The sequence below is a fragment of the Actinomycetospora sp. NBRC 106375 genome, assembly GCF_030269665.1.
Taxonomy (GTDB): Bacteria; Actinomycetota; Actinomycetes; order Mycobacteriales; family Pseudonocardiaceae; genus Actinomycetospora.
Map to the genome: position 1 here is coordinate 25,565 of NZ_BSTS01000013.1, position 13,373 is coordinate 38,937.

Consider the following 13,373-nt stretch of genomic DNA (forward strand, 5'->3'; position numbering starts at 1 on the left):
CGACCCTCGGAGGCGAACGGAGGTTCAGGTCAAGGGCTCGGCGGGTCGTCGAGGAAATCCGCGGTCGGCACGAAGTAGAGGTTGCCGGTGGTCGCGGTGGAGAAGTCGAGGATCCGGTCGTGGTGGGCGTCGGCCGTCCCGAGGAACATGTTCTCGAGCATCTTCTCGATCACCGCGGGGTCGTGGGCGTAGCCGACGAAGTAGGTCCCGTACTCGTCGGTGCCGACGTGCCCGAAAGGCATGTTGAACCGCAGGATCTGCAGCTGCTGGCCCTTGTCGTCCTCGATCACGTTCAGGGCGATGTGCGAGTCCGGCGGCTTGCGGTCCTCGGGCATCTCGATGTCCTGCAGCTTCGTGCGCCCGATCGCGTTCTCCTGCTCCTCGGTCGACAGGGCGTTCCAGCCGGCCATGTCGTGGAGGTACTTCTGGGTCACGACGTAGCTGCCGCCCGCGAAGCCGGGGTCCTCGTCGCCGACGAGGACGGCGCGGGCCGCGGCGGCGCCGTCGGGGTTCTCGGTGCCGTCGACGAAGCCGAGCAGGTCGCGCTCGTCGAAGAACCGGAACCCGTGCACCTCGTCGACGATCCGGGCGTGGCCGCGCAGCCGCGTCGTCAGCAGCTGGGCGAGCTCGAAGCACATGTCGAGGCGGCGGGCGCGCAGGTGCACGTGCAGGTCGCCGGGCGTCGACGGCGCGTGGTGGTCGCCGTCGAGCGCCCGGAACTCGTGCAGCCCGGCGGGCCGGGGGGTGCCGAACAGGCGGTCCCAGACGGCCGCACCGACGCCGACGACGCATGTGAGCGCGCCCTCGGGGAGCCGGAAGCCGACGGAGCGCTTGAGGCCCGACACGTCGGCGAGGACGTCGCGCACCGCGTCCTCCGCGCCGGGCTCGACGACGAAGGTGAGGAAGATCGAGGCCTCGGTCAGCGGGGTGAGGATCGCCTGGGGCTCGGGTGAGCTCGTGGTGGGTGAACCCATGGCGCTCACCCTGCCCGATCTCGGGCGGTGATCCCAGGCGCTAGTGCTTCGTCACCGCGCGCAGGGCCTCGCCGAGGACGTCGAGGCCGAGGTGCAGGTCGTCGTCGGAGATCGTCAGCGGCGGGGCGATGCGCACGATCCCGCCGAGACCGCGCAGCTGCACGATGTTGACGTGCAGGCCGCGGCGCCGGCAGTCCTCGGTCAGCTCGCCGATCAGCTCGACCGCCGGGGTGCGCGACTCCTTGTCGGTCACCAGCTCCACGCCCTGCAGCAGGCCGCGGCCGCGGACGTCGCCGATCTCCTCGACCTCGTCCTGCAGGGCCAGCAGCCGCGCCCGCATCTGATCGCCGAGCACCCGGGCGCGCTCGGCGAGCCCGTCGCGGGTCACCACGCGCAGCACCGTGTGCGCGACCGACGCCGCGAGCGGGTCGGAGACGTGGGTCGTGTAGAAGAGGAAGCCGCGCTCGTGGCAGACCTGCTCGATCTCCGGCGACGTGACGACGGCGGCGACGGGCAGCCCGGCGCCGAGCGTCTTCGACAGCGTGAGGATGTCCGGGGCGACGCCGTCGCGCTCGAACGCGTACATCGTGCCGGTGCGCCCGAGCCCGGTCTGGGCCTCGTCGGCGATCAGCAGCATGCCGCGCTCGGCGCACTTCGCCCGCAGCCTCGCGAGGTAGCCCGGCGGCAGCTCGATGATCCCGCCCGAGGAGAGGATCGGTTCGACGAGGCAGGCCGCGAGGCTGCCCGTCGACTGCCGGTCGACGAGGTCGAAGCCGTGGTCGAGCTCGGTCTCCCAGTCGTGGCCGCCGTCGGGGTGGCGGAACGGCGAGCGGTACGCGTCGGGCGTGGGCAGCGCGAGGTTGCCGGGGATCGTCGGGCCGTAGCCGCGACGGCCCGCCGAGAACGTCGCCGCGGCCGCGCCGAACGTCATCCCGTGCCACGAGCGGTCGAACGAGACGATCTCGTAGTTGCCCGTCGCGAGCTTGGCCATCTTCAGCGCGGCCTCGTTCGACTCCGCGCCGGTGCTGACCAGCAGGACCTTGGACAGCGACGCCGGGAGCGTGCCGGTCAGGGCGGCGGCGAACTCCAGCAGCGGCGGGCTGAGCATGCCGCTGTGGAGGTGGTCGAGCGTCGCCGCCGCCCGGGACACGGTCTCGACGATCTCCGGGTGCCCGTGACCGAGCACGGCGCTCATCTGGCCGGACGTGAAGTCGACCAGCTCGAGGCCGCCGCGCGTGACCACTCGCGAGCCCACCGCCCGCTCGACGAGCTCGGGCGCGAACGGGACCCCGTAGCGGACGAGGTGCTCGGTGGGATCGGGAGCGCTCATCGTCAGCCGTCGTCGTCCCCGTCGTTGTCGGGCTGGGCCGGCTGGGCGGGCTGGGCCGGCTGCGCGGGCTGGCCCGGCGCGGGCTGCTGCACCTGGCCCGGGACGGCCGGTGCCGGCGCCATCTGGCTCACCGACGGCGGGGCGGCGGGGCCGTCGTCATCGTCGTCGCCGCCGGCCGCGGCGCTGACGTCGCGGTAGCTGAACACCAGCACGAGACCGATGATCGCGGCGACGACCGCCAGTCCGGCCCCGATGCGGTCCTTCGTCATCACGGCACTACGCCCTTTCTCCAGGGTTCGGGTTGCTCGGGTACAGCTCAGTCGTCGAGGGGGACGCCGCCGAAGGACACGAGGCTGGTGATGAAGTAGATGACGTACAGGCCCAGCAGGACGAACCCGTGCCAGCGCAGGAGCCGCCCGCTCGAGATGAACAGCGCGGCGATCAGCGTCATGGCGATGAGCGCCGGCAGGTGCCAGACCAGCACGGACTGGTCGACGGTGATCGCGCCGCCGACGAGCAGGATGATGCCGAGCTTGCCGGTCACGGAGAACACGACGCTGCCGACGACGTTCGCCATCGCGATCTCCGGCGCGCCGCGGCGCTGCGGCTCGGCGGTGAGGAAGATGTCCTCGATCGAGAGCGCGAGCGTCGCGATGGTGACCCCGAAGACGGTGCCGTCGATGGCGAACTCGTCGAGGATCCCCTCGGTGCCCTGCCCGGCGACCACGGCGCCGACGACGAGGCCGATCAGCGCGATCACAGCGAACAGGATCGTCACGGCGGGCGACTGCGCCCGGGCCTTGAGGAAGCCCTGGTCGACCTTGAGGTCCTCCGGCAGGTCGAAGCCGCGGTGCCCGCCGCCGGTGCTCGACGGAGCGTCGTCGCTGCTGCGGTCGCCGCCCCCGGTCAGCGTCGCCGTGGCCGTCCCGCCGCCACCGGTGGCGGCGCCGACCTTGACGTTGTCGATCTGCTCGTAGAGCTCCGCGTTGCGCCACACCGGTCGCCGCGAGGAGTACTCGCGGTACGCGACCCAGCCGACGAACGCGACGAACAGCAGCACCAGCACGACGCCGGTGAGGATGGTGAGCACGCCGGCGAGCGCCAACGCGTACATCACCACCGGCGCGGCGACGAACAGGACGAGGTAGCTGGTCGGTACGTCGACCGGCGTCGGCGCGACGATCGCGGCGATGGCGAGCACGACGCCCGTCATGGCGACCGTTGTGCCGATGACCGTGCCGAGGGCGACGTTGCTGAGGTCCTCGAGGTTCAGCACGATGCCGAAGGCCAGGTCGTCGAACTCGATGCCGGTGAAGACCACGGCGATGAGGAAGAGCGAGATGGCCCATCGGCTCGCGACGCCGACGAGATAACCGATGAGCTTCTCGGCGCTGTAGACCAGCACCGCGATGCCGAGGACGAACTCGAGCACAGGTATCACGGGCCACTCCCAGCTACGCCGATGTCGGATGAGATCGCGTCGGGCACGATGGTGATCGGGACCACCCGAACGCGCAACAGGTCGACCCTGGTCCATCCTTCGCCCGGGCGAAACTCTCCGTTCGGACCGTGACGATCACGGGCTCGATGAGGCAGGCGAATCTAGGCTGGCGGGCATGTCCTCCCTCCCGGAACCGCCCGCCGGCCTGCGCGCCGCGGTGGATGCGGTGCTGCCCGGCGCCCGCACCGACCTCGAGGCGCTGGTGCGCATCCCGAGCATCTGGGCCGACCCGGCGCACGCCGACGACACCCGGCGCAGCGCCGACGCCGTCGCGACGCTGGCGCGGGAGGCGGGCGCGGCGACGGTCGACGTCCTCGAGGCCGAGGCCGAGGGCGGGGCGCCGGCGGTGGTCGCGCACTGGCCCGCGCCCGACGGCGCGCCGACGGTGATGCTCTACGCCCACCACGACGTCCAGCCCACCGGCGGCGACGAGCTGTGGACGACGGCGCCCTTCGAGCCGGACGAGCGCGGCGGCCGCCTCTACGGGCGCGGCGCCGCCGACGACAAGGCCGGCGTGATGACCCACCTCGCCACGCTGCGCGCGTTCGGCGGGACGCCACCGGTCGGCGTCGTGCTGTTCGTCGAGGGCGAGGAGGAGTCCGGCTCGCCGACGCTGTCGGCGCTGCTCGCCGAGCACGGCGCGTCGCTGGCCGCGGACGTCATCGTCATCGCCGACGCCGCGAACGCCGCGGTCGACGTCCCCGCGCTCACCACGAGCCTGCGCGGCCTGGCCAACATCGTCGTCGAGGTCTCGATGCTCGAGCGCGCGGTGCACTCGGGCATGTGGGGCGGCCCGGCCGGCGACGCCCTCACCGCACTGTGCCGCCTGCTCGCCACCCTGCACGACGACAAGGGCTCGGTCGCGGTGCCCGGGCTCGTCGAGGGCTCCTCCGACGCCCCGGACACCGAGGAGGACACGTTCCGCGGGGACGCCGGCCTGCTCGACGGCGTCGAGCTGCTCGGCACCGGCACGATCCCCGAGCGTCTCGCCCACAAGCCGGCGATCGCCGTCCTCGGCATCGACGCGCCGGCGGTGGACGGCTCGGCGAACGTGCTGCTGCCCCGCGCCCGCGCGATGGTCAGCGTCCGGCTCGCGCCGGGCGACGACGCCGGGCGCGCCGTGGAGGCCGTCACCGAGCACCTGCGCCGCCACGTGCCGTGGGGCGCGCACCTCGCGGTGTCGACGAAGGCGTCGGCGGAGCCGTTCGCGCTCGAGCCCACCGGTGACGTCTACGACCTCGCGCGTGACGCCCTGGCGGCGGCGTTCGGCAACGATGTCGTGGAGATGGGGATGGGCGGGTCGATCCCGTTCATCGCCGAGTTCGCGCGGACCTTCCCCGGGGCGAGCGTCATGGTGACGGGGGTCGGGGACCCGGCAAGTCGCTGGCACGGGGTGGACGAGAGCCTGCACCTGGGGATGTTCGGACGCTGCGTGCTCGCCGAGACCATGCTGCTGCATACGCTGGCCGGGGGCGCGACGCGATGATCTGGACGATGCCGACGAGCAGCACGATGATCGTCAGCAGCCGCTCCGCGGCGGGCAGGGGCCGGAACCAGCCGTAGACCTGCGTGGCCACGGCGACCACCTGCGCGCCCAGCGGCAGGGCGATCGCCCCCCAGCCGGTGATCTCGCGGGGCGGCCGGGCCCCGGCGGGCAGCCGGGTCGCGCCGACGGCGAACGCGAGCGCGCCGGCGCTCCACAGGAAGTCGTAGGGCCCGTCGTGGGACACGACGTCGGCGGCCGTGAGGCTGTAGGCGGCGTCGGCGACGGTCAGGCAGATCAGCCCGGTGCTCACCCACGGCCAGCTGCCCGCCAGGCGCCACGACATCAGCGGGAGCGTGCCGAGCATCGCGCCGAGCAGCAGCACGTCGCCGAGGGGGTAGGCGACGGTCACGACCTTGCCCAGGGTATCGATCGGCGCGGCCTGGAGCACCGGCACGATCACGACCAGGACGCCGGGCGTCGCGACGACGAGCACGAGGATGAAGCCGTCGAGCCAACGGTGCCACGGGATGCCGCCGTCCACCCGCGCCCGGATCATCATCACGAGGCCGGCCATGAACAGCGGGTAGGTGGCGAGGTAGAGCGGGTCGGTGGGGTTCGGCGTCGGCACGTCGCCGCCGTCGGCGTACAGCACGCTCCACAGGACCTCGGCGAGGCCGAACAGGACCAGCGCGGCACTGAAGCACCACCACGCCGCCCGGGCCGCGCTCGTGCGCCGCCGGCGGGCGCCCCGCACGCAGACCGCGGCCGAGGCGAGGATGAGCGCGCTGTGCAGCCAGTCGTCGACGATCGGCAGGTCGGCCGGGTGGGGCCCGGAGACGATCTGGTGGGTGGCCTCGACGACGAGCCCGAGCGCGAGGACGCCGATGACGACGCGGTGCGCGGCGGTCCCCTCGGTGCGGGCGCGGAGGCGGGCGAACCTGGCCGTGGGTGCCATGCGACCGCCCCTCCCGCGTCGTCAGGGCACCACGGTGACGGGCCAGCCGCAGTTGCGCACCAGCCGAATGGCGATGGATCCCGCGAGACGGTGCCCGAGGCGGGTCGAGGAGCCGACGACCACGTGGTCGGCGTGCTCCCGGTCGGCGACCTTCGCCAGCTCCTTCGCCGGGTCGCCGGTGCCGAGCACGAGCGTGCCGGCGACGTGCCAGGCCCGCGCGAGGTGCGCGACCTCGGCGCGCAGCTCCGCCGCGATCTCCTCCTGGGTCACCAGCGCGGCCGTGGCCATGTCCGCCTGGTTGACCAGGCCCGCCTCGAACCCGCAGCCGCCGGCGTGGGAGCGCACGTAGACCACCACCAGCCGCCCGTGCTGGCGGCGGGCCTGTCCGGCGGCGTAGGCGAGCGCGCGGTGGGAGGTCGGTGAGCCGTCCACCCCGACGACCACCGTGCCGTGGCCGTCGGTGCCCAGCTCGAACTCGGCCGGGTCGGGGGACCACGAGCCGTCGGGCGTGGAGCGGGTCACGGGAGCACCGGTTTCGTGGTCGCGTGTCGTCGACGGCAACGCTAGACCCCGGCAGGCCGGTGTCGGGGCGCGGTGAGGTCGTGCGCCGGCCCTCAGCGGGCGCTCTTGCGGCGGAACGCCTCGAACCCCTCCTGCGCGGGCCGGGACCGCAGCGCCGCGGCCTGGGTGACGGCCTCGCGCTCGAGCGAGCCGCGCAGGTCGTCGTCCGCGGAGTGGTTGAGCAGCTTCTTGCCCAGGCTGACGGTGTAGGGCGGTAGGGCGGCGAGCTGCTCGGCCAGCGCGACCGCCCGCTCGAGCGCGGCCTCCGCGTCGGGCTCGACGGCGTTCGCGAGGCCGAGCCGGGCGGCGTGGTCGGCGTCGATCTCGGGCGCGAGCAGCATCAGCTCCTTCGCCTTCTGCAGGCCCACCAGGCGCGGGAGCAGCCAGGCGCCGCCGACGTCGGGCACGACGCCGCGCCGGACGAAGACCTGGCACAGGCGGGCGTCCGCGCTGAGCACCACGAGGTCGCAGGCCAGCGCGAGGTTCACCGCGCCGCCGTAGGCGACCCCGGACACCGCGGCGACGATCGGCAGGCGGCTCTCCCAGATCTCCACCACCAGGCGGTGGAAGGCGCGCATCAGCGCCAGGAGCTCCGGGTCGTCCTCGGCGATGTGGGTGAGGATGTCGTCGGCGTCGCCGCCCGCGGAGAAGTGCCCGCCGGTGCCGGTGAGCACGACCGCGCGCACCGCGGGGTCGTCGCCGGCGGCCCGGACGGCGGCCTCGAGCTCCGCGGCGGTGCCGGTGCTCAGGGCGTTGCGGCGGGCGGTGCGGTCGATCGCCAGCACACGGACGGGTCCGCGGTCGGTGATCTGCAGGTCGGTCGTGGCGGGTCTCATCCCACGTACTCCTCCGCGGTCGCGCCCCGCTCGGCGAGGACGTGGCGCTGCAGCTTGCCGGTCGTGCTGCGCGGCAGCTCCTCGGCGGCGAGGAACTGCACGTAGTGCGGCCGCTTGAAGCCCGCGAGCCGCTCGCGGCACCGTGCGGCCACCTCGTCGACGCTCATCTCGCCGCCCGGGGCCAGCACGATCGCGACCTTCACGGTCTCGCCCCAGCGCGGGTCGGGGACGCCGAACGCGCAGACCTCCTGCACCGCGGGGTGGCCGGCGAGCGCCTGCTCCACCTCGGCCGGGTAGACGTTCTCGCCGCCGGTCTTGATCAGGTACTTCACGCGGTCGACGAAGGCGAGGGTGCCGTCCTCGGCGCGCGCGAGCACGTCGCCGGTGTGCAGCCAGCCCCCGCGGAAGACGTCGGCCGTGGCGTCGGGATCGTCGAGGTAGCCGGCCATCAGCCCGGGACCGCGGACGACGCACTCGCCGGGGACGCCGACGTCCACCTCGGCCATGTCCGCGTCGACGAGCCGGACCTCGACGAGCGGGGTGGGCGTCTTGCGCAGGTGGGGCGTCTCGCCGGGCCCGCTCCACCCGTGAACGAGGACGTAGCTGGTCTCGGTCTGGCCGAACGCGTCGACGAAGTCGATGTCGTACTTCGCGGTCAGCTGGGTGACGACGCCGGGCATCATGTTCGCGTAGCCGATCGCGAACCGGAACGACGAGACGTCGCGGTCGCCGACCGGCTCGGCGAGGACGTCGGTGATCACGCCGGGCAGCAGCAGCGTCCAGGTGAGCCGGTCGCGCTCGACGAGGTCGAGGATGCGGGCGGGGTCGGCGCGGCGCAGGCAGGCGAAGCGGCCGCCGGTGAGCAGCGTGCCGTACAGCGACTCGTCCCCGGCGCAGTGGAACATCGGCAGCCACCCGATGAACCCGTCGTCGGGGGTCAGGGCGAACCACTGGGCCAGCCGGAGCCCGCGGACCGCCGCGGCCTGCTGGGTGATCATCGCGCCCTTGGGCGGCCCGGTGGTGCCCGAGGTGTAGAGCACGACGTGCAGGTCGTCGGGCCGGGCCGCGGGCTCGGGGACGGGCGCGCCGGCGGTGCGCAGCTCCGCGAGGTCGCGGAACCCGGACCGCGGCTCGGTGCAGAACCACGCCTTCACCGACGGCGTGCGGTCGCGGATCGCCGCGGCGGCGTCGGCGAGCGCCCCGGTGGTCACGACGGCGACCGGGCCGGCGGAGCGCACGATCGCGGTGAGCTCGTCGGGGTGCAGCCGGACGTTCAGGGTGATCAGCGCGACGCCGAGCCGCGCGGCCGCGACGTAGAGCTCCACGTACTCGGGCCGCGTCTCCGACAGGACCGCGAGCCGGTCGCCCCGGCGCAGCCCGGCGTCGTGCAGGCCGGCCGCGAGGGCGTCGGCGCGCTCGCCGAGCTCGCGGTAGGTCCACGGCGTCCCGTCCTCGGGCCGGTCGGAGGTGACCGCGACCCGGTCGGCGAACACCCGGATCGCGCGCCGGAAGAGGGCGTCGACGGTGATGCCGGTGGCGGCCTCGACGTCACCGGGCCCGACGGTCACGACCCCTCGCCCTCGTAGTGGCCGGCGTAGCGCTCGCGCAGCACGTTCTTCTGGATCTTGCCGGTTGACGTGCGCGGGAGCTCGTCGACGACGATGACCGACTTCGGCAGCTTGTAGCGGTCGAGCCGGCCGCCCAGCTCCTTCACGAGCGTCTCGGGGTCGACGTCGGCGCCGGTCGCCGGCACGACCACCGCGGTGATCGCCTCGCTCCACCGCTCGTGGGGCAGGCCGAGGACCGCGACCTCGCCGACGACCGGGTCGGCGTAGAGCGCGCGCTCGACCTCGAGCGACGCGACGTTCTCGCCGCCGGTCTTGATGACGTCCTTCGACCGGTCGGTGAACCAGAGGATGCCGTCGTCGTCGACCCGGCCGATGTCGCCGGAGTGGAACCAGCCGTGGGCGAAGACCTCCGCGGTGGCCTCGGGCCGGTGCAGGTAGCCGGTCATCGTGTGCGGCCCGCGGTAGACGATCTCGCCCTCCTGGCCGCGGGGGAGGAGCTCGCCGTCCGGGCCCATGATCGCCATCTGGACGTTGACCACCGGCGTGCCGACGGCGCCGGGGTGCGTGAGCTGGTGCTCGGGCCGGAACAGGGTGGCGGTCGGGCTCATCTCGGTCTGGCCGAACAGCAGGTAGAAGTCGCAGCCGAACGCCTCGATGGCGCGCCGGACCTGCGCCTCGGGCATGGGCGCCATCGCGTAGCACGCCCGGCGCAGGCTGGAGACGTCGCGCGTGGCGAGGTCGGGGTGGTCGAGCATCGCCCGGTACATCATCGGCAGCCCGAAGATCTGGGTGATGCGCTCGCGCTCGATCATCGCGAGCAGCGTCGCCGGGTCGAAGGCCCGCAGGACGTGGATGGTCGCGCCGACCATGATCGCGGGCGTGCAGTGGGTGTTGAGCTGCGCGGTGTGGAACATCGGCAGCATCGCGACGAAGCGGTCGTTCTCGTCGAACTTCGCCTCGAGGGCCATCGTGATCGACTCGAGGTAGATCGCGAGGTGGTTGCCGATCACACCCTTCGGCGCCGACGTCGTCCCGCTGGTGTAGAGGTACGTGATGGGGTCGCGGTCGCCGACGAGGACCTCCGGCGCGCCGTCGTCGGCGTCCAGGACGTCCTCGAGGAGCAGGTGACCGCCGGCCGGGGCGCCGGTGCCCGGCGCGACGATCACGTCCGCGACGCCCGGCGACTGCTCGACGGCGGACGCGAGCGCGTCGACCAGCTGCGCCTCGACGACGATCCCGCGGGCCCCGGAGTCCTGCAGGACGTAGGCGACCTCGTCGCAGCGCCACCCGAGGTTGACCGGCACGCAGACGACGCCGAGCTTGGCGCACGCGTAGTAGGTGACCAGGAACTCGGCACTGTTGCCCGCGGCGAGGGCCAGAGCGTCACCGCGGCCGTACCCCCGGGCCGCGAGGCCCCGGGCGAGGCGGTTCACCCACGCGTCGAACGCCGCGTAGGTCCAGCTCCGCTCCCCGTCCACGATCGCCGTCCGGTCGGGGTGCCGCGACGCGGTGCGGGTCAGCGAGTCGCCGACGTTGACGCGGTGGACGAGGTTCTCGGCGATCTCGGGGGCGAGGGGCGTCATCGTCTACTCCTGGTGGGCGGGAAGGAGGTCCTCCGGGACGTCGACGACCCGGGAGCGGAGGTACTCGCCGAGGCCCTTGGCCTGGGGGTCGGGTCGGGTGGCGGAGGCGACGCCCTCGCCGAGGATCCCGACGACCACGACGTTGACCGCCCGCAGGTTGGGCAGCGCGTGGACCTGGACGGCCAGGTCCCGGGCCTCGGGCAGCAGCTCGCGCACCCGCTCGGGCGTGACGAAGGAGCGCAGCCAGGCGTACTCCGCGTCGGTGCGGGTCCAGAGCCCGACGTTGGCGTTGCCGCCCTTGTCCCCGGAGCGGGCGGCCGCGACCGCGCCGAGCGGGGCGCGGCGCGTGGGGCCGCTCGGCGCCGGGGCCGCCGGCGCCGTCGGCGCGGGGGCCGTGGCCGCCGCCGACGGCGGGGTCGGGTCGATCGTGACGACGGTGCCGTCGGGCCGCGTGACCCGGTGCTCGACCTCGGTGGCCGGCACCAGGGTCGGCCAGTAGACGCCGAACGCGCTCGCGTCCGAGGGCGGGGTGGTGGTGTGGAAGCCGGGGTAGCCGCCGAGGGCGAGCTCCATGGTGGTGTTGGAGAACGCGCGCCCGACCTTGGTCCGGTCGGGGTCCTTGACGGTGATCTTGAGGTGGGCGGTGGCCTGCTCGTTGCCTCCGGCGTCGGGGTGGTCGAAGCGCAGCAGCCGCACGTCGACCTCGGCGAAGCGGTCCTGGCCGCCGAGCAGCTCGAAGAGCTCCTGCTCGGCCCACGCGGCCTTGCCCTCGATGTCGAGGCCGGTCAGCACCATGGTCATGGTGTTGCGGTAGCCGCCCTCGTGGTTGAGCGCGACCTTGAGCGTCTCCGGCGGCGCGCTGCCGCGGGTGCCCGCGATCCGCACCCGGTGCTCGCCCTCCTGGGTGAGCGCGAGGCTGTCGAAGTGCGCGACGGCGTCCGGGCCGGCGTAGGCGGGGTCGGCGATCTCGTAGAGCAGCTGGGCGGTGACGGTGCCGACGGAGACCAGCCCGCCGGTGCCCGGGTGCTTGGTGATCACGCTCGAGCCGTCGGCGGCGACCTCGGCGATCGGGAAGCCGGGGTAGCGGCGGTCGGTGACCTCGTCCATGAACGCGTAGTTGCCGCCGGTGGCCTGGGGACCGCACTCGATGACGTGCCCGGCGGCCATCGCTCCGGCGATCGCGTCGAGGTCGGTGCGCGCCCAGCCGTGCCACCACGCGGCCGGTCCGACGACCACCGACGCGTCGGTGACCCGCCCGGTGACCACGACGTCGGCGCCCGCGCCCAGCGCGTCGGCGATGCCGAAGCCGCCGAGGTAGGCGTTGGCGGTGACCGGGTGCACGGCGCTCTCGCCGAGCTTGCGGCCGGTGTCGAGGTGGGCGAGGTCGTGGCCGGCGGCCTGCAGCTCCTCGAGCCGGTCGACGATGTCGTCGCCGTCGACGTGGGCCACCCGGGGGTGCAGGCCCAGGCGCTCGGCGAGCGCGGTCACCTCGCCCGCGAGCCCGCCCGGGTTGAGCCCGCCGGCGTTGGCGACGATCCGGATGCCGCGGTCCAGGCAGGTGCCCAGGACTTCCTCGAGCTGGGTGAGGAAGGTCTTCGCGTAGCCCGCCGAGGGGTCCTTCCGCCGCGCCTTGTCCAGGATCAGCATCGTCAGCTCGGCGAGGTAGTCGCCGGTCAGGAGGTCGATCGGACCGCCGTCGACCATCTCCCGGGCGGCGGCGAGGCGGTCGCCGTAGAACCCGGAGCAGTTGCCGATGAGGACGGGCCGGGTCATGCGGGGCTCCCGTGGGTCGGTGCGGCGGGGGCGCGTCCGTCGGCGGGGGCGCCGGCGAACGCCTGGGCGATGGACATCCACTCCGTGGCGACCGGGCCGCGGACGCGCAGGCCCGTGTCGTCGCGGTGGCGGCGCTGGGTGACGAGGAGACAGAAGTCCAGGGCCGTGCCCTCGACGCGGTCGGCGGCGTTCTCGGGGCCCCAGGTCCAGCGGTCGCCGGACGGGGCGTCCAGCTCGATGCGCACCGGCGCCTCGGGCACCGGGCGGTCGCGCAGCGCGAACGCGAAGCCGGCGGTCCGGACACCGAGGTGGGCGACGTGGCGCAGCCGGTCGGTGGGCTCGCGGACCGCACCGAGGGCGTCGGCGACGTCCTGGCCGTGGGCCCAGGTCTCCATCAGCCGGGCGGTGGCCGACGACGCGGCGCTCATGTCCGGGCCGTACCAGGGCAGCCGCGTCGAGGGGTCGAGGCCGGCGAAGACGTCGATGTAGCCCGCCCGAGCCCGGACGAGCCACGCGCGCACGGCGTCCGCGGCGAGGTGCGCGTGTTCCGCGGCGACCTGGTCGGGGAAGTCGTCGCCGCGCTCCACGAGCGCCGCGGACTCGCGGCGGAACCGCTCGGGGTCCGTGGCCGCGAGCGCGGCGGTCTCGTCGAAGTAGGCGAGGTGGGTGAGCTGGTCGCGGATCGACCAGCCCGCGGCCGGGGTCGCCGTGCCGAGGGCGTCGTCGTCGAGGGGCTCGACGAGCGCGAGGACGACGTCGGTCTCGGCCTGCAGGTCCGCGAGCAGCGCGGTCATGTCGACGGCCAC

General features: G+C 73.8%; 11 protein-coding genes. 1 reads left to right on the forward strand and 10 read right to left on the reverse strand.

Features of this window, described 5'->3' with window-relative positions:
- Positions 1 to 29: 29 nt before the first annotated feature.
- The 4 genes from QSK03_RS21490 to QSK03_RS21505 are packed head-to-tail and all read right to left on the reverse strand — an operon-like array spanning position 30 to position 3,745.
- Complete coding sequence (locus tag QSK03_RS21490; protein ID WP_285656476.1) at positions 30 to 974, reverse strand: Dyp-type peroxidase; 945 nt, start codon at positions 972 to 974, stop codon at positions 30 to 32.
- Positions 975 to 1,014: 40 nt separating this feature from the next.
- Positions 1,015 to 2,304, reverse strand: a complete 1,290-nt coding sequence (locus QSK03_RS21495; protein ID WP_285656479.1) for an aspartate aminotransferase family protein — start codon at positions 2,302 to 2,304, stop codon at positions 1,015 to 1,017.
- Between the two features lie 2 nt (positions 2,305 to 2,306).
- Positions 2,307 to 2,573: a hypothetical protein gene (locus tag QSK03_RS21500; RefSeq protein ID WP_285656482.1), complete on the reverse strand. Its 267-nt coding sequence runs from the start codon at positions 2,571 to 2,573 to the stop codon at positions 2,307 to 2,309.
- A gap of 47 nt (positions 2,574 to 2,620) precedes the next feature.
- The gene (locus QSK03_RS21505; protein WP_285656485.1) at positions 2,621 to 3,745 is read right to left on the reverse strand and encodes a sodium:calcium antiporter; all 1,125 of its coding nucleotides are present in this window, start codon (positions 3,743 to 3,745) and stop codon (positions 2,621 to 2,623) included.
- A 175-nt stretch (positions 3,746 to 3,920) separates the two neighbouring features.
- On the opposite strand from QSK03_RS21505, the gene QSK03_RS21510 reads away from it, so the two are divergent.
- Complete coding sequence (locus tag QSK03_RS21510; protein WP_285656488.1) at positions 3,921 to 5,291, forward strand: M20/M25/M40 family metallo-hydrolase; 1,371 nt, start codon at positions 3,921 to 3,923, stop codon at positions 5,289 to 5,291.
- A gap of 976 nt (positions 5,292 to 6,267) precedes the next feature.
- Here the strand turns inward: QSK03_RS21510 and QSK03_RS21515 are convergent.
- The 6 genes from QSK03_RS21515 to QSK03_RS21540 all read right to left on the reverse strand — a co-directional run bounded on the left by QSK03_RS21515 (position 6,268) and on the right by QSK03_RS21540 (position 13,373).
- The gene (locus QSK03_RS21515; RefSeq protein WP_285656489.1) at positions 6,268 to 6,768 is read right to left on the reverse strand and encodes a universal stress protein; all 501 of its coding nucleotides are present in this window, start codon (positions 6,766 to 6,768) and stop codon (positions 6,268 to 6,270) included.
- A gap of 92 nt (positions 6,769 to 6,860) precedes the next feature.
- The gene (locus QSK03_RS21520) at positions 6,861 to 7,643 is read right to left on the reverse strand and encodes an enoyl-CoA hydratase/isomerase family protein (protein WP_285656492.1); all 783 of its coding nucleotides are present in this window, start codon (positions 7,641 to 7,643) and stop codon (positions 6,861 to 6,863) included.
- Positions 7,640 to 9,211 carry a class I adenylate-forming enzyme family protein gene (locus tag QSK03_RS21525; protein WP_285656494.1) on the reverse strand — a complete coding sequence of 524 codons (1,572 nt, stop codon included), beginning with the start codon at positions 9,209 to 9,211 and terminating at the stop codon, positions 7,640 to 7,642. The genes QSK03_RS21520 and QSK03_RS21525 overlap by 4 nt, the downstream gene beginning before the upstream one ends.
- Positions 9,208 to 10,794, reverse strand: coding sequence for a long-chain-fatty-acid--CoA ligase (locus QSK03_RS21530; protein WP_285656497.1), 1,587 nt, complete (start codon positions 10,792 to 10,794; stop codon positions 9,208 to 9,210). The genes QSK03_RS21525 and QSK03_RS21530 overlap by 4 nt, the downstream gene beginning before the upstream one ends.
- Positions 10,795 to 10,797: 3 nt before the next feature.
- Entirely contained in the window at positions 10,798 to 12,567 is a 1,770-nt protein-coding gene (locus tag QSK03_RS21535) for an acyclic terpene utilization AtuA family protein (RefSeq protein ID WP_285656498.1), read from the reverse strand.
- Entirely contained in the window at positions 12,564 to 13,373 is an 810-nt protein-coding gene (locus QSK03_RS21540; protein ID WP_285656501.1) for a TIGR03084 family metal-binding protein, read from the reverse strand. The genes QSK03_RS21535 and QSK03_RS21540 overlap by 4 nt, the downstream gene beginning before the upstream one ends.